Genomic DNA, 21,738 nt, shown 5'->3' with positions numbered 1-21,738 from the left:
TTTCAAGGACAGGTTCATGGTCGATCTGATCGGATTTGCGCACAGCCAGTTTGGAAAACTCCCGGGCGCCGAACTGGAAAGCCTGATGAGGGAGGTGGCCGGTATCGCCGTGTCGGACGTCGGACTCAGCGGTGCTGACATCGACGCCGTGGTGGTCGGCCATTTCAATCCGGGTCTGGTGGCTCAAGGCTTCACTGCGGGCTTGGCCGCCGGTTTGCTGCCGGGGCTGCAGATGAAGCCGTCGGTTCGCGTCGAGAATGCCTGTGCCACCGGAAGCGCCGCCGTGCACCATGCCGCCAACCTGGTGCGCGCCGGCGAGGCCAGGCGGGTGCTGGTGATTGGTGTGGAGATCATGTCAGGCGTTCCGACCCGGGAGGTCGGCAAGGCCTTGCTGCAGGCCTGCTATGTGCGCGAGGAAGGCGACACACCGGCAGGGTTTGCAGGCATGTTCTCGCGCCTGGCGGATGCCTATGCCGAACGTTTTGGTGATCCGCATCCCGCCATGGCCAAGATTGCGGCGAAGAACCATGCCAATGGTGTTCACAACCCCCTGGCGCAGTTGCGCATGGCGCTGGACGAGGCCTGTTGCGCCAACGAGTCCGAGCGCAATCCCCGTGTGGTGGGGCGGCTGCTGCGCAGCGACTGCTCGCCCATCTCCGACGGCGCTGCCGCACTGGTGGTCAGCGCATCGGATGCGCACGACCGCCGCGACGGTTTCGTGAGATTGCGTGCCACGGCCCAGACCACCGACCTGATGCCGCTGTCGCAGCGCGACATGAGCGAACTCGCAGGCGCACGCGCGGCCTGGAGCCAGTTGATGCATCGCGCAGGCATCGGCTTGAACGACCTCGACCTGCTGGAGACCCACGACTGCTTCACCATCGCCGAGTTGATGCAGTACGAAGCCATCGGCCTGTGCGCCCCAGGTCGCGGCATGCAGGCCCTGGAAGAGGGCTGGGTGATGCCCGGTGGCCGCCTGCCCGTCAACCTGTCCGGTGGCCTGAAGGCCAAAGGTCATCCGGTGGGGGCCACGGGTGTCTCGATGCACGTCATGGCGGCCTGGCAGCTGCTGGGCCGGTGGCGCAGCGCGCCCTTGCCCAGGGCCCGGCTGGCAGCGATTCTCAACATGGGCGGTGCGGGCGTTTCAAACTACGGTTCGGTGCTGGAACGGGTGCGCTGAATGAACCTCGCTCACTGGCTGCAACGCAGCGCCCACACACATCCCGAAACGCCGGCGATCGCCCATGGCACCGAGGTGTGGTGCGACTACGCTGGTTTTGCCGAGCGCGCCGCCCGCACCGCGAGCTGGCTGCAGGCCCAGGGAGTCGAGCCGGGCGACCGTGTGGCCCTGTTCATGTACAACTGCCCGGAGTACCTGCCGCTGTTCTGGGGCGTGTGGTGGGCCGGCGCCGTGGTGGTTCCGATCAACGCCAAGCTGCATCCCCGTGAAGCGGCGTGGATCATCCAGCACAGCGGATGCCGGGTCAGCTTCTGCGATGCCGACCGGTCTTCCGGGTTGCAGGCGGTCCTCGCCGAAACGGGTGCGTCCTCGACGGTTTTCAGCAACCGGGGCCTGATGCTCGGCGACCTGCCGCTGGCGCCGATTTCGCCGCGCGGTGACGACGATCCCGCCTGGCTTTTTTACACCAGTGGCACCACCGGGCGGCCCAAGGGGGTGGTGCTGTGCCCGCGCCAGCTGCGCTGGTGCAGCCTGGCCTACCTGGCATCGGTCCAGCCGGTGAGTCCGGGCGACAGCATGCTCCATCCGGCTCCGATGTCGCACGGCGGAGGCCTGTACCACCTGCCTTACGTGCTGCAAGCCGGCATGAATGTCGTTCCGCGGTCGGACGGTTTTGATGCCGTCGAGTGTCTTGATCTGGCGGCCCACTGGAACCGGGCCTCGTTCTTTGCGGCGCCCACCATGGTGCGCCGGCTGGTGGAGGTGGCGCGAACACGCGAGCAGCCGGCCAAGGGAATCGAAACCATCGTCTACGGCGGCGGCCCCATGTACCTGGCCGACATCGAGGCGGCTGTTGAAGTCATCGGTCCTCACTTCGCCCAGATCTACGGCCAGGGTGAATGCCCCATGTCGATCAGCGTGCTGCAGCGTTGCCTGATCGCCGATCACACCCATCCGCAGTGGCGCGACCGGCTGCGTTCGGTGGGGACTGCGCAGTCGATGGTGGAAGTCGCCGTGTGCGATGACGATGGATGCCCGCTGCCGGCCGGTGCCAGCGGAGAAATCTGTGTGCGCGGTGACGTGGTCATGGCGGGCTACTGGAACGACCCCGAGGCCACGGCAAGAGCCATCCGCGGCGGCTGGCTGGCCACCGGCGATGTGGGTTGTCTGGACGGGCATGGCTTCCTGTATCTGCTGGACCGTTCCAAGGACCTGGTCATCAGTGGTGGCACCAACATCTATCCGCGCGAGGTGGAAGAAGCCCTGTTGACGCATCCGGCGGTCGCGGAGGTGTCGGTGATTGGACGCGCCGATCCCGAATGGGGCGAGGTGGTCGTGGCCTATGTGGTGCTGCAGGGTGAAGCCGATGCGACAACCCTGGATGCCTGCTGCCTCAGCCAGCTGGCGCGCTTCAAGCGGCCCAAGCACTACCAATTCGTTCCGGAACTCCCGAAGAACCACTACGGCAAGGTGCTCAAGACCGCCTTGCGCGAGCTGGACGCCCGACAACTTCAAGGAACCACGCCATGAGCATCTCCCCTTCGCCACGCCGCTGTGCCCTGGTCACGGGTGCTACTCAAGGCATAGGCCTCGCCATCGCCGGGCGCCTGGCCGCCTCGGGCTGCGACGTCATCCTGCATGGCATCGAAGCCCAGGAACTGGGCACCAGGGTGGCTGGCTCCCTGGCCCAGGCCACGGGTGTGCACGCCGCGTATGTGCAGGCCGACCTCTCCAGCCAGGCGGCCGCAGCCGACCTGGTGGACCAGGCAACGCGGGCCATGCGCTCGCCGGACATCCTGATCAACAACGCTGGCATCCAGCACACCTGTCCCATCGAGAGCTTTCCCACCGACCGCTGGAACGCGATCCTGGCGGTCAACCTCACGGCGGCCTTTCTGGCCATGCGCGCTGCGGTGCCTGGCATGCGGGCGCGTGGCTGGGGCCGCATCGTCAATATCGCGTCGGTACACGGTCTGGTGGCTTCGGTCAACAAGGCCGCCTACCTCGCTGCCAAGCATGGCCTGGTGGGCTTGTCCAAAGGGGTGGCGCTGGAGACGGCAGCTCAAGGCATCACCGTCAACTGCATCTGCCCGGGCTGGACCGACACACCGATCATCGCGCCGCAGATCGAGGCCCGGGCAGCCCTGTTCGCCGGTGACCGGCAAGCGGGCATTCGCGATCTGCTGCGCGAGAAACAACCCAACCTGACCCTGCTTCCGCCAGAGCGGATTGGTTACGTGGCGGTGTTCCTGTGCAGCGATGCCGCGTCGGGCATCACGGGCGTCGCGCTGCCGGTCGATGGCGGTTGGACTGCGCAGTAACCCCCTTCTTTTTTCGAGCTTCCCGGGTGCCGTGAGCGCACCCCGAGAGACGGCTTCAGCGATCCAGCCATAGCGTAGAAATACCTCATGGATTGCCCCGCTGCTGCGCAACCCGACAAAGCCCACCATGGCAGCTCCCAACGAGTTATCCCAAACGACGGAGATCTGCATGACCACCTTCAAACAATCCCTGGGCGCGCTGGCCCTGTTCCTGCTGCCCGGCATGGTCTCGGCCAACGACATCGTCATCAGCCAGGTCGCACCCCTGACCGGCGTGCTTGCCAGCACGGGCAAACAGATGGTGGTGGGCGGTCAGATCTATTTCGACCACATCAACGCCACCGGCGGCGTCAACGGCCAGAAGATCCGGCTGCGGGTGACCGACGACGGGTACAAGGTCGACGAGACCGTGCGCCTCACCAGGGAGGCCCTGGCCAGGCCCGAGGTGGTGGCCCTGTTCGGCTTCGCCGGAACGGCCAACGTGGGCAAGCTGCTCACCGATGGCGTGCTGACTCAGGGCGGTGCCGCGCTGGTGGCGCCCTACACCGGTGGTGAACCCTTGCGCACGCCGTTCAATCCCTGGATCTTCCATGTGCGCGCCGGCTACGGTGACGAAACCGAGCACATGGTGCAGCAGGTCACCACGCTGGGCATGAAGCGCGTGGCCGTGATGTACCAGGACGACGGTTTCGGCAAGGCCGGCCTGGAAGGGGTTGAGCGCGCCCTGGGCAAGCGCGGGTTGACGCTTGCCGTCGCCGCACCCTACGAGCGCAACACCGACCAGGTGGACGATGCCGTGAAGACCATCCGCGCGTCCGACGCGCAGGCGGTCATCATGATTTCGGTGAACCGGTCCACCTCGGCTTTCATCAGGCGCTACCGGGAAGCCGGTGGCGGTGCACAGCTCTACAACATTTCGGTGGTCGACCCGGCCGAGATCGTCAAGCTGGCCGGACTCAAGCATGCACACGGCCTGGGCGTGAGCCAGGTGGTGCCCTATCCCTTCATGCCCGCCATGCCGGTGGTGCGCGAATACCAGCGCCTGCTCAGGCAGTACGCACCCAGCGAGCTGGTGAACTACACCAGCTTCGAGCAGTTCCTGGGCGCCAAGGTGCTGGTCGAAGGCCTGCGACGCGCCGGCCCCAGGCCCACGCGCGCCCAGGTGATCAAGGCGCTGGAGAGCATGAACAACTTTGACCTGGGCGGTACCTCGGTGCGCTACGCGCCGGACAACCGGATCGGCTCGCGCTACGTCGAGGTGACGGTGATCGGTGGCAATGGCAAGCTGCTGAAGTGACGTTCGCCGCCAGCGACGCGCTGCCGATGAACCCGCCTCAGACGTGTCCCAGCAGCTTGGCCACCAGCTCACCCTGCGTGGCCGCCTTGTGCTTTGTCATCAGGCGCGCGCGGTGCGCCTCCACCGTGCGCGGGCTCAGGTCCAGCACGCGGGCGATCTGCTTGCTGGTGAGCCCTGCCACCAGATGCTGGGCGACCTCACGCTCGCGCGGGGTCAGCGGCGTGGTCACGGGGCGGCGTTGCGAGATGTCTTCGAACATCCACACCGCACAGGCAAACGGGTCGGCGCGGTCACTGGCACGACCCGACGCGTGGCACCAGAACAGGGTTCCGTCGCGCCGCCGCATGATGCGTTCGTCGCTGTACACGCCGGTCTCGCGCATCACCGCCTGGCCCTGCTCGCCAATGTTGGCGAATTCATCCGGCGTGGGGTACAGCAGTGCAAAAGGGGCGTTGGTCAGCTCTGCCACCTCGTACCCGAACTGCCGGGCAAAGACGTCGTTGCAGAACACCACCACACGATGGCGCGACACACACAGGCCCACTGGAGCCAGGTCGAAAGCCATTTGCATCGACTGCAGCGATTCAGCCTTGATCACGGTTGGGGTCATAGATCCGGATTGTGGCGGCAAGACCTGCCTGACATCCATGTCCCTGCACAACCGCCGCGGCATGGTCACCGGTCCGGTACAGGCCTGGGTCTGGCCATGGCCCGGGAACTGGCACGCACCAGCGCCCGGGTGGTGCTGCACGGCTGCCCGACGAAGCCGTGTACGCATGCAGATGCGTAGAACTACACTAGTACCAACCCGGTGGCGGAATCACGACCAATCGATCACCATCGGTCGCTGTCTGGCGCAAGCCGACGTACCCCAAGATAACCCGTCGCCGGAGAGCAAATTGTCAGCAGAGTGCATTCTCGAAACACAGAGTTTGACCAAGGAATTCAAGGGATTCGTGGCCGTCAACCAGGTGGACATGAAGGTTCAGCGCGGCCACATCCACGCCCTGATAGGACCCAATGGCGCCGGCAAGACCACGTTCTTCAACCTGCTGACCAAGTTCCTGCCGCCCAGCAGCGGCAGCATCCGGTTCAACGGTGTGGACATCACCCATGAAAAGCCCGCGCAGACCGCACGGCGCGGCATCGTGCGCTCGTTCCAGATCTCTGCGGTGTTCCCCCACATGACGGTGCTGGAGAACGTTCGCGCGGCCTTGCAGCGCAACCTCGGTACCTCGTTCCACTTCTGGAAGGCGGAGCGTTCACTGCATCCGTTGCACGAGCGCGCACGGGAGCTGCTGGCCGCGGTGGATCTGCAGGACTTTGCCGACGAGTTGACGGTGAACCTGCCCTACGGACGCAAACGTGCGCTGGAACTCGCCACCACGCTGGCCCTGGAGCCGGAACTCATGTTGCTGGATGAGCCCACGCAGGGCATGGGCCATGAAGACGTGGACCGCGTCACGCAGCTGATCAAGAAGGTGTCTGTGGGCCGCACCATCCTGATGGTGGAACACAACATGAACGTCGTTGCCTCGATCGCAGACCGCATCACGGTGCTGCAGCGGGGCGCGATCATTGCCGACGGCCCCTACGCGGAGGTCTCCAGCAATCCCCAGGTCATCGAGGCCTACATGGGCTCGGCGGACACCGGCCTGCAGGGAGCGCACTGACCATGGCCAAGGAAATGCTTCGCATCGAAGACCTGCACGCCTGGTACGGCGAGTCCCACATCCTGCATGGCGTGAACCTGACTGTCCGTGAAGGCGAGGTCATCACGCTGCTGGGTCGCAATGGTGCCGGCCGGTCCACCACCATGCGGGCCATCGTCGGGCTCACGGGCAAGCGCACGGGCTCCATTCGCATCCAGGGAAACGAATCGATCGGGATGGCACCGCACAAGGTGGCCCATCTGGGCATCGGCTATTGCCCCGAAGAGCGCGGCATCTTCGCCAGCCTGAGTGCAGAAGAGAACCTCATGCTGCCGCCCGTGCTCGGGCCAGGAGGCATGACGCTGGACGAAATCTACGCCATGTTCCCCAACCTGAAAGAGCGCGCCAACAGCCCGGGCACGCGTCTGTCCGGCGGTGAACAACAGATGCTGGCGGTTGCCCGCATCCTGCGCACCGGCGCACGGCTGCTGCTGCTGGACGAGATATCCGAAGGACTGGCGCCCGTCATCGTGCAGAAGCTGGCGGAAATGATCCTGGCCCTCAAGCAGAAGGGCTACACCATCGTGCTGGTCGAGCAGAACTTCCGCTTTGCAGCGCCACTGGCCGATCACTTCTATGTGATGGAGCACGGCGTCATCGTCAAGCAGTTCGAAAAGAAGGAACTGAGCCAGAACATGGCCATGTTGCAGGAGTACCTGGGCGTTTGACCGCGGCTTCCGCAGCGGACATTGCGCCCTTGTTTTTTTAACCCCAAGGAGACACCATGAAACTCAAGCCTGTCGTCATCGCCGCGTCCATCGCGCTGGCAACCGCTGCATCCGCACAGGGCACCGGCCCCGTCAAGATCGGCTTCATCACCGACATGTCCAGCCTCTACGCGGACATCGACGGTCCAGCCGGCGCCGAGATGGTCAAGTGGGCGGCCGAAGACTTTGGCGGCAAGGTGCTGGGTCGCCCGATCGAAGTGCTGTCCGCTGACCACCAGAACAAGGCCGACGTGGCCAGTTCCAAGGCGCGCGAATGGATTGACAAGGACGGCCTGTCCATGCTGGTGGGAGGCACCAATTCTGGAACGTCGCTCGCCATGGCCACAGTGGCCCAGGAGAAGAAGCTGCCCTTCATCTCCATCGGTGCCGGCTCGGCGCGCCTGACCAACGAGGCTTGCACACCCTACACCGTGCACTACGCCTACGACACCGTGGCATTGGCCAAAGTGGCTGGCAATGCCCTGGTCAAAGGCGGCGCAAAGAACTGGTTCTTCCTGACCGCCGACTACGCCTTTGGCCATTCCCTGGAAGCCGATGCGACGTCAGTGGTGAAGGCCAATGGCGGTGCAGTGGCCGGTGCAGTCCGCCATCCCTTGAACGCGTCCGATTTTTCTTCCTTCCTGCTGCAGGCGCAGACCTCCAAGGCCCAGGTGCTGGCGCTGGCCAACGCTGGCGGCGACTTCACCAACGCGATGAAGGCAGCCAGGGAGTTCGGCATCAACAAGAGCATGAAGATCGCCGGCTTGCTGGTGTTCATCAACGACGTGCACAGCCTGGGCCTGGCCAATACCGAAGGCCTGCAGCTGGCAGACAGCTGGTACTGGAACCAGGACGATGCCTCGCGCAAGTTTGCCCAGCGCTTCTTTGACAAGTACAAGCGCATGCCTTCTTCCATCCAGGCTGCCAACTACTCGGCGACCACCACCTACCTCAAGGCCGTTCAGGCGGCGGGCACCACCGATGCTGACAAGGTCATGGCGACCATGAAAAGCACGAAGGTCAACGACTTCTACAGCAAAGGCCAGATCCGTGCCGATGGCCGGATGATCCACGACATGTACCTGTACCAGGTGAAGACCCCGAAGGAATCGACCAAGCCGTGGGACTACTACAAGCTGGTGGCCACGGTCCCTGGCGAGCAGGCGTTCACCACGGTGGCCGAGTCCAAGTGCGCACTGATCAAGAAGTAAACGCTTGAAGTAAGGCGCGCCCCAGGCGGGGCGCGCTTTTTTGCTGTCTGGTTGTTTTTATGTCTGGCCTGACCGGACGCGATTCCATGGAAATTTTCGGCATACCTCATCAGGCCTTCATGGGCCAGATCCTGCTCGGGCTCGTCAATGGCGCTTTCTACGCCATGCTGAGCCTCGGTCTGGCGGTGATTTTTGGTCTTCTCGGCGTGGTCAACTTCGCGCACGGGACGCTCTACATGCTGGGCGCGTTTGCCGCCTGGATCCTGCTGGACAAGTTCGGCGTCAACTACTGGGTGTCGTTGCTGGTCGCACCACTCATCGTCGGGGCGTTGGGCGTCGTGATCGAGCGCCTGTTCCTCCGGCACCTGTACAAGCTCGACCCGCTGTACGGCCTGCTGCTGACCTTTGGCCTCACCCTGATCTTCGAAGGCGTGTTTCGCGAGATCTACGGCGCCTCGGGTCAGAGCTACCCGGTCCCCGAGTTGCTGCAAGGTGCGACCGATCTGGGTTTCATGTTCCTGCCCAACTACCGCGCGTGGGTGGTGTTTGCATCGCTGACGGTCTGTTTCGGCACCTGGTATCTCATCGAGCGCACGCGCCTGGGCGCTTACCTGAGGGCTGGCACCGAAAACTCGGCCCTGGTCCAGACCTTCGGCGTCAACGTGCCCATGATGGTGATGTTGACCTACGGCGCAGGGGCTGCGCTCGCCGCACTGGCCGGTGTGCTGGCCGCACCCATCATCCAGGTCAGTCCGATGATGGGTTCCAACCTGATCATCGTGGTGTTTGCGGTCGTTGTGATCGGGGGCATGGGGTCCATCATGGGTTCGATCCTCACCGGCCTTGCACTGGGCGTGGTCGAAGGCATGACGCGCGTTTTTTATCCCGAGGCGTCGAACATCGTGGTGTTCGTCATCATGGTCCTGGTTCTCATGGTGCGCCCGGCCGGCCTGTTCGGCAAAGAGGCCTGAAGTCACAAGCAGCTCACCCGCGCTGTTCGCCCAGCCACACATATGAAAAAACTGTCCAACTCCACCCGCCTGACCTACGCCGTCCTGCTGGCGCTGGCCGTGGTCGCCCCCCTGGTGGGCCTGTACCCCGTGTTCCTGATGAAGCTGCTGTGCTTCGCGCTGTTCGCCTGTGCGTTCAATCTGCTGCTCGGCTTCACCGGACTTCTGTCCTTCGGACACGCGGCTTTCTTCGGTTCTGCGGCCTACATTTCGGGCCACATGATCAAGACCTATGCGCTGACACCCGAGTGGGGCTTGCTGGCCGGCACGGTGGGCGCCGGGCTGATTGGTCTCGTGGTGGGCCTGGTTGCGATCCGCCGCCAGGGCATCTACTTCGCCATGATCACCCTGGCCATCGCGCAGATGGTCTACTTCCTCTGTCTGCAGTTGCCCCAGACCGGTGGCGAGGATGGCTTGCAAAGCGTGCCGCGCGGAGAACTGTTTGGTCTGATCTCGCTGGCTTCGGACACCAGCATGTACTACCTGGTGCTCGCGATTTTCGTCGCCTGCTTCCTGGGCATATCCCGCATCGTCCACTCGCCCTTCGGACAGGTGCTCAAGATGATCCGCGAGAACGAACCGCGTGCCATCTCCCTCGGTTACCAGACCGATCGGTACAAGCTGGTGGCGTTCGTGCTGTCAGCCGCCCTGGCTGGCCTGGCGGGTTCACTCAAGACGCTGGTGATGGGCTTTGCAACCCTGTCCGACGCGCACTGGAGCATGTCGGGAGAGGTCATCCTCATGACCCTTCTGGGCGGGGTGGGCACCCTGTTCGGTCCCGTGCTCGGCGCGGGCATCGTGATCGCCCTGCAGAACTTGCTGGCTGACAAGGTGGGTTCCTGGGTCACCGTGATCATCGGCGTGATCTTCGTCGTCTGTGTGCTCGCGTTCCGCAAAGGCATTGTCGGGGAGCTGCACGCCACGCTGGTGCGCCGATTGAGGGCCTAGACATCTTGCTCGCCGCCGAAGGGCAGGCGCCCGGGATGTCGCAGGCGGGCAGGGTGAACCCGTCGAACACGGTCACCGGCTGCCACGCTGCAGCTGCGCCAGGCACAGTTCATGGCGCACCATTACAGTGTGCCGGTGGTCGTGGAGGTGATCCTGGAAAAGATGACCAACATCGATGAACTGAAAAAACACCAACATGCCCCGCTTTGCCGCCAACCTCTCCATGCTCTGGAGCGAGCTGCCCTTCCTCGACCGCTTTGAAGCCGCCGCCAAGGCTGGCTTCAAGGCGGTGGAGTTCCTGTTCCCCTACGACCACCCGGCCGAAGCCATTGCCCGGGTGCTGAAGGCCAACGGGCTGGAACTCGTGCTGCACAACCTGCCGCCCGGCGACTGGGCGGCGGGCGAGCGCGGCATGGCCTGCATTCCGGGCCGTGAGGGTGAGTTCCGCGCCGGTGTGGCGAAGGCGGCTGAATACGCGCCGGTGATCGGCGTGCAGCGCTGGCATTGCATGGCCGGGCTGAAGCCGGTGGGCGTGAGCGAGGCGCAGGCACGCGCCACCTGGGTGGGCAATGTGCGTTTTGCGGCGGCCGAGGCGAAGAAGCTGGGCCTGCCGCTGCTGATCGAACCCATCAACAGCTTCGACATGCCGGGCTACTTCGTCAACCGCCCGCGCCAGGCCATCGAGATGATGGACGAAGTCGGCGCCGACAACGTTTTTCTGCAGTACGACATCTACCACGCGCAGCGCATGGAAGGCGAGCTGTGCAACACCATCCGCGACCTGCTGCCGCGCATCGCCCACATGCAGCTGGCCGACACGCCCGGCCGCCACGAACCCGGCTCCGGCGAGATCCACCACCGCAACCTGTTCGACCACATCGACGCGCTGGGCTACAGCGGCTGGATCGGCTGCGAATACAAGCCGAAGGACGCGACACCCGGCGGTACCGACCGCGGTCTTGGCTGGATCGCTGCGCACGGACAGCAGCTGTAAACACAACAACCAGGAGACAGGCACACGATCCAGAGCGGACTCCGGGTCGGCTCCATGGGCCTCGGCATCATGGGCACGCCCATGGCGCTGAACCTCAGCCAGGCCGGGCACCCGCTGTTCGTCAGCCGCCGCAGCAAGATCCCGGCGGCACTGGAGGAGCAGGGCGGGCATGACCCCTCTCCCGCGTGTGGGAAGGGGCTGGGGTGAGGGTCAGCGCCTACGTAACAACACGGCAGCCAGGCGCCGGTCATTTCCTTACACTTCCTGCCCATGACCGACGCCACCCCCACCGTCCCCAGCCTGGCCAACCCCCGTGCCCTGCTGCGCCACCTGTACGACGTGGCGGTGCAGCGCGCCCTGCCGCTGCACAACACCGCAGCCCACCTGCCCCAGCCACCCCAGGGCCGCACCCTCGTGCTCGGCGCCGGCAAGGCCGGTGGCGCGATGGCGCAGGCGGTCGAAGCGCTGTGGCCGGCCGACGCCCCGCTGTCGGGCCTGGTCGTCACGCGCTACCACCACATCCCCCCGCGCCCCGAGGGTCTGCCGCAGCGCATCGAGGTGGTCGAAGCCTCGCACCCCGTTCCCGACGCCGCCGGCCTGGAAGCCGCGCAGCGCATCCTGCAGCTGGCCGAGGGCCTGACCGCTGACGACCTCGTGCTGTGCCTCATCTCGGGCGGCGGCTCGGCCCTGCTGACCTTGCCCTGCGACGGCCTCACGCTCGAAGACAAGCAGCGCATCAACCGCCAGCTGCTGGAGAGCGGCGCGCACATCGGCGAGATGAACACCGTGCGCAAGCACCTCTCGGCCATCAAGGGCGGGCGCCTTGCGGCGGCCTGCGCGCCGGCGCGCGTGGTCACGCTCACCATCAGCGACGTGCCCGGTGACGACGTGAGCGTCATCGCCAGCGGCCCCACCGTGGCCGATGCGTCCACCTGCGCCGAGGCGCTCGACATCCTGCGCCGCTACGCCATCGAGGTGCCGCCCGCCGTGCGCGCGCAGCTGGAGAGCGGCGCACTCGAAACCCCCAAGCCCGGCGACGCCGCGCTCGCCGGCATCGCAACGCACCTGATCGCCACCCCCCAGCAAAGCCTGGACGCCGCCGCCGACGCGGCCCGCGCGCTGGGCCTGAACGTGGTGGTGCTCAGCGACGAGATCGAAGGCGAGTCGCGCGAGGTCGGCAAGGTGCACGCTGCGCTCGCGCGCTCCACGGCGCTCGGTCGCAGCAGCTTCGCCAAACCCTGCGTCATCCTCAGCGGTGGCGAAACCACCGTCACGGTGCGCCCCCGCGCCGAAGGCCAGAAGAAAGGCCGCGGCGGCCGGGCTGGCGAGTTCTGCCTGGGTCTGGCCCAGGCGCTGGGCGGGCAGGGCGGTGTGTGGGCGCTCGCGGCCGACACCGACGGCATCGACGGCGTGGAAGACAACGCCGGCGCGCTGGTCACGCCCGACACCCTGGCGCGCGCCGCCGCGCTGGGCCTGAAGGTCACCGACCACCTGGCCCGCAACGACGCCTACGGCTATTTTGAACCGCTCGGCGATCTGGTCATCACCGGCCCCACGCACACCAACGTGAACGATTTCCGGGCCGTGCTGGTGGTGTGAACCCGGGCCGGACCGGCGGTTACAAACCCGCCGGCGGGATGGTTTCTAATTACGGCCTGCCGCCCGGCCCATCGGCCGGTCCGGCGCCAGCCCCCCGTTCGGGCCGGCAAATCCCCTGTTTTCCTCCACGCTCAGGCGCCCTGCGGGGCGCTGCGGACCGTTTTGCGCAGTTCTTTCTTCCACACCCAACCCACCGCCCTGGTGCGTCAGCTGGCGGGCTTTCTGCCCGCGGGGGCGGTTGCGCCCGGCGACGCGGCGCGGCAGGACATGGCCGAGCGCCTGGGGCAGTGGCTCAACGTGGCCGACGCCATCAGCCTGAGTTCGGCGCACGCGGCCATCGCCGCCGCCGGGCGGCAGGCCGCCCGCGCTCCCGGCCACCTGGCCACCAGCGCCGCAACGCTGCAGGCCGAGCTGGAGCGCGTGCGCGCCGTGCTCAGCCAGTCCATCACCACGCGCGACGCGCGCCACCAGCCCGACCCGGACGACCTCGACACCGAGTTCGCCTTCTGCCTGCAGCGCTACCAGGACCAGCAGCGCCGTCTGGAGATGAGCGTGGACGCGCTGCGAGAACACGTGCGCCAGACGCTCGCCAAAGGCCCGCCGCGCCTGACCCAGCTCGCTGCGCTCGACGCGGTGCTGGGCGAGATGCTGGGCGGGCGCGAGCAGCGCCTGTTGAACAACGTGCCTGCTTTTTTGAAGCTGCGGTTCACCGAACTGCGCCGCCAGCCGTTGACCGCCGAAAACAACTGGCTGGCCACCTTCAACACCGAGCTGGAGCAGACCCTGCTCGCCGAACTCGACCACCGTCTGCAGCCAGTCGCCGGAATGATCGAATCCATTTCCCATGAGCCCTGAAGCCACCCCCATGAACCGTTCCACCAACGCTCCCCTGCTCATCGGTGCCTTCCTGCTCGGCCTCTTCGCCATCGCCTGGGTGGGCTTCGGCTTCATCGGCACCAGCAGCTGGCTCGCCCTGGTCATGACGGTGGCCATCGCCGTCGCCTACCTGGTGGGCGCACTCGAAATCCGCCGCTTCCGCAGCGCCAGCCACGGCCTGGCCCAGGCGCTCGCCCACATCCCGCAGCCGCTCAACAGCCTGGCCGACTGGCTCGCCCGCGTGCCCGCGCCGCTGCAGAACGCCGTGCGCCAGCGCGTCGAGAGCGGGCGCGGCGCACTGCCCGGCCTGTCGCTCACGCCCTACCTGATCGGCCTGCTGGTCATGCTCGGCATGCTCGGCACCTTCCTCGGCATGGTGGTCACCTTCAAGGGCGCCGTGTTCGCGCTCGAAGGCTCGGCCGATCTGGGCGCCATCCGCGGCGCGCTGGCCGCGCCCATCAAGGGCCTGGGCATTTCCTTCGGCACCTCGGTGGCCGGTGTGGCCAGCTCGGCCATGCTGGGCCTCATGTCGGCCATCGCCCGCCGCGAGCGCACCGAGGTGGCCCGCGCGCTGGAGCAGCAGACCGCCGGCGCTCTGCGCCCCTTCACCGCCGCCTTCATCGCCGCAGAGAACCGCGATCACACCTTCGCCGCCCTGCAGCGCCAGGCCGACGCGCTGCCCCAGGTCGTCACGCAGCTGCAGGCGCTGATGGAGCAGGTGGAGCGCCGCCACCAGCAGCTGGACGAACAGCTCACCGCGCGGCAGGACCAGTTCCACCGCGAAGCCGCCACCGCCTACACCGGCCTCGGCCAGTCGGTGGCGCAGACGCTCAATCACAGCCTGTCGTCGAGCGCCCGCGTGGCCAGCGACAGCATCAAACCCGTGGTGGAAAACGCCATGGCCGCCATCGCGCAGGAATCCACCCGCCTGCACGAGCGCGTGAGCGCGGCGGTGCAGACGCAGCTGACCGGCCTGTCCACCCAGTTCGCCGCCACCACCGGCAGCGTGGCCGAAGGCTGGGCCACCGCGCTGCAGAACCACGCCCGCACCAGCGAGCAACTGGTGAGCGGCCTGGGCAACGCCTTGGACCAGTTCAACACCAGCTTCGAGGCCCGCGCCGCCCAGCTGCTGGCCAACGTGCAACAGGCCACGGCGCAGCAGCACAGCGAGCAGGCCCAGGCCGAAGCGCTCAAACAGGCTGCGTGGACCACCGCGCTGCAAGGCATGGCCAGCGGCCTGCAGGCCGAGTGGCAGCAGGTGGGCGCGGCCAACCTTGCGCAGCAGCAGGCTGTGTGCCAGACGCTGGAGCACACCGCCAGCGCCATCCAGCACAGCGCCAGCGAGCAGGCCACGCGCAGCATGGAAAGCGTGGCCCGCCTGCTGGCACAGAGCGAAGCGCTGGTGCTGGCCCGCACCGAGTCGGAAGCGCAATGGACGCAACAACACGGCCAGCGCATGGATCAACTGGCCGCCCTCTGGCGCAGCGAACTCGCCGCCTTGCGCAGCGAAGAAAGCACGCACTTGCAGTCCCTGCGCAGCGAAGAAGCCGCGCGCGGCCAGGCCGACGCCGAGCAAGCCGCTGCGCTGCACCGCGACATCAGCACCCAGTTGCAAGCGCTGCGCGCAGAAGAAGCCACGCACCTGCAGACCCTGCGCAGCGAAGAAGCCGCACGCGGCCAGGCCGCGGTGCAGCGCCTGGGCGAGCTGCAGGCCGCCGTCACCGAACACCTCGCCACGCTCGGCACCTCGCTCGAAGCGCCCATGTCGCGCCTGCTTGAAACGGCGTCCGAGGCGCCCAAGGCCGCGGCCGAAGTCATTGGCCAGCTGCGGCAGGAGATGAGCCGACTCACCGAGCGCGACAACCTGGCTTTGCAGGAACGCACCGAGCTGGTGGCGCACATCAGCAGCCTGCTGCAGAACGTGCAGCAGACCACCGGCGAGCAGCGCGCCGCCATCGAATCGCTGGTCGCTTCGGCCACCACCGTGCTCAACCAGACCGGCGCGCAGTTCGCGCAGACCCTGGGCGCGCAGGCGGGCCGGGCCGACGAGCAGACTGCACAACTTGCCACCAGCACCGCCGAACTCGCCGCGCTCGGCCAGGCCTTCCAGCAGGGTGTGGAGCTGTTCAGCAGCACCAATGAAAAGCTGGTGGACGGCCTGCAGCGCGTCGAAGGCGCCATCGGCCAGCACATGGCGCGCAGCGACGAACAGCTCGCCTACTACGTGGCGCAGGCGCGCGAGGTGATCGACCTCAGCATCAGTGCGCAGCAAGGCATCGTGGAAGACATGCGCAGCCTGCGCGCCATCAAGCCCGTGGCCGCCAAAGCCGCCGCGCCCGCTGCACCTTCCGCTCAGGGAGCAGTGTGATGAGCAGCAGCATGGACGACACCGCTATCGACGACGGCCTCGGTGAGACCGCGCCCGTCTGGGCCGTGTTCGGCGACCTCATGTCGGGCGTGGTCGGCGCGTTCGTGCTCATCCTCATCGGTGTGTTGCTGGTGCAGATGGACCTGGTGAGCAGCCTGCAGTCCGAGATCGCCAAACGCCAGCAGGAAGAAGCCCGCCGCATGGCGCTGGAAAAAGCGCTCGCTGTTCCCTTGCAGAGCGGCCGCGTCACGCTCGACAACGGCCGCATCGGCATCAGCGGCAGCGTGCTGTTCGACTTCAACTCCGACCAGCTGCGCCCCGAAGGCCAGCAGCTGCTCAAGAGCCTGGTGCCGCCGCTGGAGGTGTACCTCGGCGAGCGCGACGAGATGCTCATGGTGAGCGGCTTCACCGACGACAAGCCCATCATCCAGGGCCCCCACCAGCGCTTCGAAGACAACCTGGAACTCTCGGCCCAGCGCGCGCTCACCGTGACGCGCACGCTCGTCAAAGAAGGCATGCCGCGCCAGCGCGTGTTCAGCGCCGCCTTCGGCGCCGAGCAGCCCGTGGCCAGCAACGCGGATGAAAAGGGCCGAGCGCTCAACCGCCGCGTGGAAATGGCCCCCGTGCCCCGCGCCGCGCCCACGCCGAGCACGGCGGCGCCAGCGGTCACCGCCAAGCCATGAACACCAAGCGCTCTCCCTTGGCAGACCTCAACGCCCACATAGCCCAGGCCAGCCAGGCCGCAGCAGGCGGACAAAAATCAAACGGCGACCAGTGGCCCGACCTCCGCAGTGCCCAGCGTTTCCGCGAAACCTGGGAACGCCTCGGCGCCGAAGACGCCGTGGTGAAGGCCACGCACCGCGCGCCTGAAAACGCCGGCCCGCTCAACTCCCACATGCTCGTGCTGCGCACGCTCGGCCTCATGCGCGAGCTCTCGCCGCACTACCTGCGGCGCTTCCTCTCCCAAACCGAATCCCTGCTCTGGCTGGAGCAGGCGCAGGGGCAGCTCAAAGCGCCGGCGGGCAAGGGCAAGGCAGTGAAGGCGGCTCGACAGAAGAAGTGAAGTCGTCGGCCATGGCGGCGGGGAAAGCCCATGTGGCTGGTGCAAGAAAAAGAGGGGGCGTATCGTGGCAAACCACCCCGCGCGCGCTCATCGCCGAGTTCTCCGACCCCGACCGGTCGGCGACCGTTGGGCTCCGCCGCGCAACACACAGGAGAACCCCCATGTCTTACATCGACGGTTTTGTGATCGCGGTCCCGACCGGGAAACAGCAGCAGTTCATTGCCCACGCCAACACGGTTGACAGCGCCTTCATCGATCACGGCGCGACGCGGGTGGTCGAGTGCTGGGGGGCCGATGTACCCAAGGGCAAGACCACCGACTTCCAGGGCGCTGTGGCGGCGCAGGACGACGAGACGGTGGCGTTCTCGTGGATCGAGTGGCCCGACAAGGCCACGCGCGACGGCGTGATGGGCCGGATGGACGAACTGGCCAAGACCGACGAGCGCTGCGACCCGGCAAAGAACCCGATGCCCTTCGACGGCAAGCGGATGATCTACGGCGGCTTTGAGCCGATCGTCGAACAAGGCGCTGCGACCGCCGACAGCTACGTCCAGGGCTTCGTCATCCCGGTTCCGACGGGCCGGCGCGAAGACTACCGCCAGATGGCCGAAGAGGCGTGGGTGTTGTTCAAGGACTACGGCGCGCTGCGCGTGGTCGAAGCCTGGGGCGACGATGTGCCCGATGGCAAGCTCACCGACTTTCGCCGCGCCGTGAAAGCCGGGCCGGGCGAGAACATCGTGTTCTCTTTCATGGAATGGCCTTCGCGCGAAGTCTGCGACGCCGCGCACGACAAGATGGTGAAGGACGAGCGCATGAAGCCGCCCGAGGGCATGGACTGGCCGTTCGACGCCCAGCGGATGATCTATGCCGGGTTCACCCCGGTCGTGACGCTGGAGAAGTGACTTGAGCAACCCCAAGGCGACTTCATCTGGTATCGCCCCGTCCCCGCCTTTTCATCATGGGTTCGACAGCACTTTCTTCATGCGCTTGAGATCTCGCCCGTATTTGCCCGCCAGCGAGATCTTTTGCTTGTCTGTCAGGATCTTTCCAGCCTGCTGAAAAAAGCCGCGTTCCTCCTCCTTCAGGTGGTGGCGAACTGTCTGGCTGAGCTCGACCGCCTTTTTTTGCCATGCGGCCGTGGATTTGTCGTTGACCGACATGTCTTCCAGAATCTCCTCGATCTCGTGATGCTCCGACAAGGCATGCCGCGAAGGCGTCAAACCGTTGTCGTCCATCAGGATGGGACAGTAAAGGTAGCGCTCCTCAGCGGCTGCGTGGGCCTCCAGTTCAATCTTGAGCTCCATGAATGTCGCCTCCTTTGCTGCCGTGCCCGACCTGGAACGGACCAGTCGGGTGCAAAGCTGGCGCTGGATGTCGTGGCTTTCGCGAAGGGCTTCAAAAATCGTGGTCGGCATAAGGGTCTCCTGGTTCAAGGGTTGCACCGTCCTGCCTTCTGGTGGACCTAGCCACGCGGCCATTGTTGAGCGTCGCGTGTCGTCCCAAGATCTGTCATCCACCAGGACGCTTTGGTGAACGGCTAGGGGTCGGCTCCACCAGTATGCGCGCGTGGGGTGCTGCACAGGCTGGAGGGCGGGGGGCGGAGCACAGGGTATGTGTTGGTCAGATCGGAAGTGCCGCTGCCGTGAATGTTCAAGATCGGCCACGAGCAGTCAGTGCTCAAGGGGAAAAGCTGTCGCTCAATGACCAAGCTCAGGGTGCGCAGTGTTAGGAGTTGCTGAGTTTGGCACGGAGATTACTGAGGGCATTGTGAATCATTGAGAACGAATTTCGCAGAGATCCAGCAGACCATGCAAGACTCCAAATAATTTTTGCGCGAATTTCGTTGGCGTGCTCGCCGTCAGCAATGCGGGAAAATATACGTACTTCGCTGCCATCGTCGTTGACACGCTCGATATGTGACCAATATCGATTGTTGCCAACCACGTTTGGATGAGCAATCTCGCAAAGAAACTCGTAGTGCGGCAGCAAGTCAGCAGCATTCGGATTCTTTGTTAGTTTCTGAATAAGCGTTAAGACGTTTATCTGCTTTAGATGCGGCTCCGGTTCACCAAGCCGAGTGCCCCAAATCATCTTCAAGACACGTTCCTCGAACTCTTTCGAGATAACTAAGGTGTTTGGGGGAAACGCGAGATCGTTAAAAATGGTTTCAATGGTGTTGGCGTGGATGAGGTATGTCGCTGACAGCTCAAGAAGCGATCGCGCCAGTACTGACGACGTGATGACCTCACCTAAGTTGAGACTTCTGATAGCAGGTTTCAATAATTCTGCGCCGCGCCACATACACATGATTGAATATGCTTCTACATTGCGTGCCTGATCAGTCCAAAATCCGTGATTGAATTCGGAAGGACTAAGTTGATTTACCATCTGTTTCTGAAAAGATTCGACGTCCGAAAAGCGCCAGCCGAATTTCGGAGGAAGCGTCTGGTCTAGCTCTAGAAAACCTTGAACCCATTGGGGCGCGGCACTAATTATTGAATCATCCGAAGCCTCGCAGAATGCTGAGATGTTTTCGGAAAAACGTGGAAACGATATTAAATCAGCTGACATGATAGATTATCCTTGCACCTAACTCACCAACTCATATGAAGGAGAGCGCTTTATAGAAAATGGAGCGCATCAACTATACAAAACACACGTAGAAATTTGGATCCGCACGCAGCTTGTCGTTAGGAATGCGGCCAATTCAAAAGATACTTTCTACGCTCTGATTGATCTTTGAATATAGCTCAAACTACATATGCATTTAAAACCAATTGCGCCAAGTATCGTCATGGAACAACATCAAAGTATTTCACATAAAGATTAAATTCCTCAGCTGCAATCCCCGACTCAGTCTGACTCGTGACCGACCAATCAGCAATGTAACCACCTCTAAAGATGAATCTTCCTTGCCTTTGTAGGCGGAATTTTCGGTCCCATTTGTAGAATATGTAGTAATCTGCATAAGATGACTCCCTTGATGTGAAACCTGCGGATAATATGCCGTACCTTACGTCTGTCATCCTAGGATTTTGATAGTACGTTGAAGCCTTATTCTGTAAATATTTATTAAAGAAATCAACAACTTCGCTTTTCTGAGAAAAGGCAAAATCGAAACGTGATGTGTACGATGTTTTGTAAATTGCATATTTGGTGTTTGTATTATTCTCGCACTCCCAGTTAAAAACGAATTTATCGTCGCCCAATGCCGCTTTTCCACTAAAAGCTGGCGTGCAATCAAAGACTGACAATATCTTAGCTTTTACACCATCATTTAAAGCATACGTTTTTGGTTCCGCATTCGCGGTAAATGATGAGACAATGCTTAATAGCGCGAGTACTCTTAAAAAGAACATTTTTGTCTTTCGCTTTGATCTGGTTGCACATGCGTCCTTCGCTTTGTTTTTGCAAGACCTTATTGTCGATTGAGGTATGAAAGATAACCGGCATTCAATCCAATTGTGGATAGAATCCCGTTATTGAACTTAAAGCTAAGGATGATGTTCAAAACCGGAGCGGTGAAGGGCGTTGAGCGCATGGATCTCGCGACATGAAACCGCCGTGCCCGTTTCGATCAGTTTCCACCGTTCAAAGGTCGATTTACCGGCCTTTCGGGGCCTCATCGAGGCCCATGGGCGCGTTGCAGGCGCACTCATCCCTGCGCCTTCTGCAAAAGCCGGTGCCGCGCCATCCACAAGTTGGAAAGTGCGAACAGCGTGTGCAGTTGCGCCGTGTTCTTGACCAATCCGCGGTAGCGCACCTTCACAAACCCGAACTGGCGCTTGATCACCCGAAACGGGTGCTCCACCTTGGCCCGGATGCTGGCCTTCACATGTTCGAGCTTGTCCATGATCGCGCCCATGGGCGTGCTCTTGTCCAACGCTTTGCGTTTGCCCGGGCGCATGGCCACGTGCCAGTTGGCATTGATCGCCTGCGTCTCCTCGCGCTTGGCCACACCCTGGTAGCCTGCGTCAGCGAACACATCGCTCTCTTCACCATGCACCAGCGCGCCGGCCTGCGTCACATCGTTGACGTTGGCCGCTGTGCCCACCACCGTGTGCACCAGTCCCGAATCGGCATCCACGCCAATGTGCGCCTTCATGCCGAAGTGCCATTGGTTTCCCTTCTTCGTTTGGTGCATCTCAGGATCACGCTCGCCGCTGCTGTTCTTGGTCGAGCTGGGTGCTGCGATCAGCGTGGCGTCGATGGCTGTGCCGTTCTTGAGCAGCAGCCCTTTGGCGGCCAGCGTGCTGTTGACGGTGGCCAGTATCTGCAGGCTGAGTTGGTGCTCTTCGAGCAGGTGGCGAAAGCGCAGGATGCTCACGCGATCCGGAATGCGCTCGCTGCCCGAGAGACCAGCGAATTCACGGTACAGCGGCGTCTCGAACAGGGCTTCTTCCATGGCCAGGTCCGACAGGCCGAACCACTGCTGCAAAAAATGAATGCGCA

22 protein-coding genes and 1 pseudogene are annotated in these 21,738 nt (G+C 64.0%); 18 read left to right on the top strand and 5 right to left on the bottom strand.

Annotation, left to right across the window (positions count from 1 at the left end; genetic code table 11):
• Positions 1-16: 16 nt before the first annotated feature.
• The 4 genes from AC0GNO_RS22845 (at position 17) to AC0GNO_RS22830 (ending at position 4,798) form a co-directional block, all read left to right on the top strand.
• Positions 17-1,180: a thiolase domain-containing protein gene (locus tag AC0GNO_RS22845; protein ID WP_472905640.1), complete on the top strand. Its 1,164-nt coding sequence runs from the start codon at positions 17-19 to the stop codon at positions 1,178-1,180.
• Positions 1,181-2,710: an AMP-binding protein gene (locus AC0GNO_RS22840; RefSeq protein ID WP_472905639.1), complete on the top strand. Its 1,530-nt coding sequence runs from the start codon at positions 1,181-1,183 to the stop codon at positions 2,708-2,710.
• Positions 2,707-3,501: a 3-hydroxybutyrate dehydrogenase gene (locus AC0GNO_RS22835; RefSeq protein WP_472905638.1), complete on the top strand. Its 795-nt coding sequence runs from the start codon at positions 2,707-2,709 to the stop codon at positions 3,499-3,501. The genes AC0GNO_RS22840 and AC0GNO_RS22835 overlap by 4 nt, the downstream gene beginning before the upstream one ends.
• 223 nt (positions 3,502-3,724) lie before the next feature.
• Positions 3,725-4,798, top strand: coding sequence for an ABC transporter substrate-binding protein (locus AC0GNO_RS22830; RefSeq protein ID WP_472889551.1), 1,074 nt, complete (start codon positions 3,725-3,727; stop codon positions 4,796-4,798).
• 37 nt (positions 4,799-4,835) lie between these two features.
• Here the strand turns inward: AC0GNO_RS22830 and AC0GNO_RS22825 are convergent, their stop codons facing one another.
• Entirely contained in the window at positions 4,836-5,408 is a 573-nt protein-coding gene (locus AC0GNO_RS22825; protein WP_472905637.1) for a LuxR C-terminal-related transcriptional regulator, read from the bottom strand.
• A 289-nt stretch (positions 5,409-5,697) separates the two neighbouring features.
• Between AC0GNO_RS22825 and AC0GNO_RS22820 the strand changes: the two genes are divergently transcribed.
• The 14 genes and pseudogenes from AC0GNO_RS22820 (at position 5,698) to AC0GNO_RS22755 (ending at position 18,188) form a co-directional block, all read left to right on the top strand.
• A complete protein-coding gene (locus AC0GNO_RS22820) occupies positions 5,698-6,471 on the top strand; it encodes an ABC transporter ATP-binding protein (protein WP_472905636.1) in 774 nt (257 codons plus the stop codon).
• A 2-nt stretch (positions 6,472-6,473) separates the two neighbouring features.
• Complete coding sequence (locus tag AC0GNO_RS22815) at positions 6,474-7,178, top strand: ABC transporter ATP-binding protein (protein WP_472889498.1); 705 nt, start codon at positions 6,474-6,476, stop codon at positions 7,176-7,178.
• 56 nt (positions 7,179-7,234) lie between these two features.
• Positions 7,235-8,428, top strand: coding sequence for an ABC transporter substrate-binding protein (locus AC0GNO_RS22810; protein ID WP_472905635.1), 1,194 nt, complete (start codon positions 7,235-7,237; stop codon positions 8,426-8,428).
• 86 nt (positions 8,429-8,514) lie between these two features.
• Positions 8,515-9,399 carry a branched-chain amino acid ABC transporter permease gene (locus AC0GNO_RS22805; protein ID WP_472889496.1) on the top strand — a complete coding sequence of 295 codons (885 nt, stop codon included), beginning with the start codon at positions 8,515-8,517 and terminating at the stop codon, positions 9,397-9,399.
• A gap of 42 nt (positions 9,400-9,441) precedes the next feature.
• Positions 9,442-10,386 carry a branched-chain amino acid ABC transporter permease gene (locus AC0GNO_RS22800; RefSeq protein ID WP_472889495.1) on the top strand — a complete coding sequence of 315 codons (945 nt, stop codon included), beginning with the start codon at positions 9,442-9,444 and terminating at the stop codon, positions 10,384-10,386.
• A 196-nt stretch (positions 10,387-10,582) separates the two neighbouring features.
• Complete coding sequence (hyi, locus tag AC0GNO_RS22795; RefSeq protein WP_472905634.1) at positions 10,583-11,380, top strand: hydroxypyruvate isomerase; 798 nt, start codon at positions 10,583-10,585, stop codon at positions 11,378-11,380.
• Between the two features lie 54 nt (positions 11,381-11,434).
• Entirely contained in the window at positions 11,435-11,587 is a 153-nt protein-coding gene (locus AC0GNO_RS22790; protein ID WP_472905633.1) for an NAD(P)-binding domain-containing protein, read from the top strand.
• Positions 11,588-11,650: 63 nt separating this feature from the next.
• Positions 11,651-12,979: a glycerate kinase type-2 family protein gene (locus AC0GNO_RS22785; protein ID WP_472905632.1), complete on the top strand. Its 1,329-nt coding sequence runs from the start codon at positions 11,651-11,653 to the stop codon at positions 12,977-12,979.
• 162 nt (positions 12,980-13,141) lie between these two features.
• Positions 13,142-13,834, top strand: coding sequence for a DUF3348 family protein (locus AC0GNO_RS22780; RefSeq protein WP_472905631.1), 693 nt, complete (start codon positions 13,142-13,144; stop codon positions 13,832-13,834).
• Positions 13,835-13,844: 10 nt separating this feature from the next.
• Positions 13,845-16,223: a DUF802 domain-containing protein gene (locus AC0GNO_RS22775; RefSeq protein WP_472905630.1), complete on the top strand. Its 2,379-nt coding sequence runs from the start codon at positions 13,845-13,847 to the stop codon at positions 16,221-16,223.
• 11 nt (positions 16,224-16,234) lie between these two features.
• Positions 16,235-16,906 (top strand): OmpA family protein, encoded by a 672-nt coding sequence (locus AC0GNO_RS22770; RefSeq protein WP_472905629.1) that lies wholly within the window; start codon positions 16,235-16,237, stop codon positions 16,904-16,906.
• Positions 16,903-17,286 carry a DUF2894 domain-containing protein gene (locus AC0GNO_RS22765; RefSeq protein WP_472905628.1) on the top strand — a complete coding sequence of 128 codons (384 nt, stop codon included), beginning with the start codon at positions 16,903-16,905 and terminating at the stop codon, positions 17,284-17,286. The genes AC0GNO_RS22770 and AC0GNO_RS22765 overlap by 4 nt, the downstream gene beginning before the upstream one ends.
• Positions 17,287-17,447: 161 nt before the next feature.
• Positions 17,448-17,807 (top strand): annotated as a pseudogene (locus tag AC0GNO_RS22760) (DUF1428 domain-containing protein); the annotation flags it as partial.
• On the top strand, positions 17,799-18,188 hold the full coding sequence (locus tag AC0GNO_RS22755) for a DUF1428 domain-containing protein (protein ID WP_472905647.1): 390 nt from the start codon (positions 17,799-17,801) through the stop codon (positions 18,186-18,188). The pseudogene AC0GNO_RS22760 and the gene AC0GNO_RS22755, both read left to right, overlap by 9 nt.
• A 54-nt stretch (positions 18,189-18,242) precedes the next feature.
• Here AC0GNO_RS22755 and AC0GNO_RS22750 read toward each other — a convergent pair whose 3' ends face one another.
• The 4 genes from AC0GNO_RS22750 to AC0GNO_RS22735 form a co-directional block, all read right to left on the bottom strand.
• A complete protein-coding gene (locus tag AC0GNO_RS22750; RefSeq protein ID WP_472889488.1) occupies positions 18,243-18,701 on the bottom strand; it encodes a hemerythrin domain-containing protein in 459 nt (152 codons plus the stop codon).
• Positions 18,702-19,011: 310 nt separating this feature from the next.
• Positions 19,012-19,857 (bottom strand): hypothetical protein, encoded by an 846-nt coding sequence (locus AC0GNO_RS22745; protein ID WP_472905627.1) that lies wholly within the window; start codon positions 19,855-19,857, stop codon positions 19,012-19,014.
• A 221-nt stretch (positions 19,858-20,078) separates the two neighbouring features.
• Positions 20,079-20,645, bottom strand: coding sequence for a hypothetical protein (locus tag AC0GNO_RS22740; RefSeq protein ID WP_472905626.1), 567 nt, complete (start codon positions 20,643-20,645; stop codon positions 20,079-20,081).
• Positions 20,646-20,941: 296 nt separating this feature from the next.
• Positions 20,942-21,738, bottom strand: a 797-nt coding sequence (locus AC0GNO_RS22735) for an IS5 family transposase (RefSeq protein WP_472904386.1), incomplete at its 5' end; no start/stop codon positions are given.

The organism is Hydrogenophaga sp. L310, from assembly GCF_055703065.1.
The sequence above is the reverse complement of the archived record's forward strand: the minus strand, read 5'-3'. Positions and strand labels throughout refer to the sequence as shown.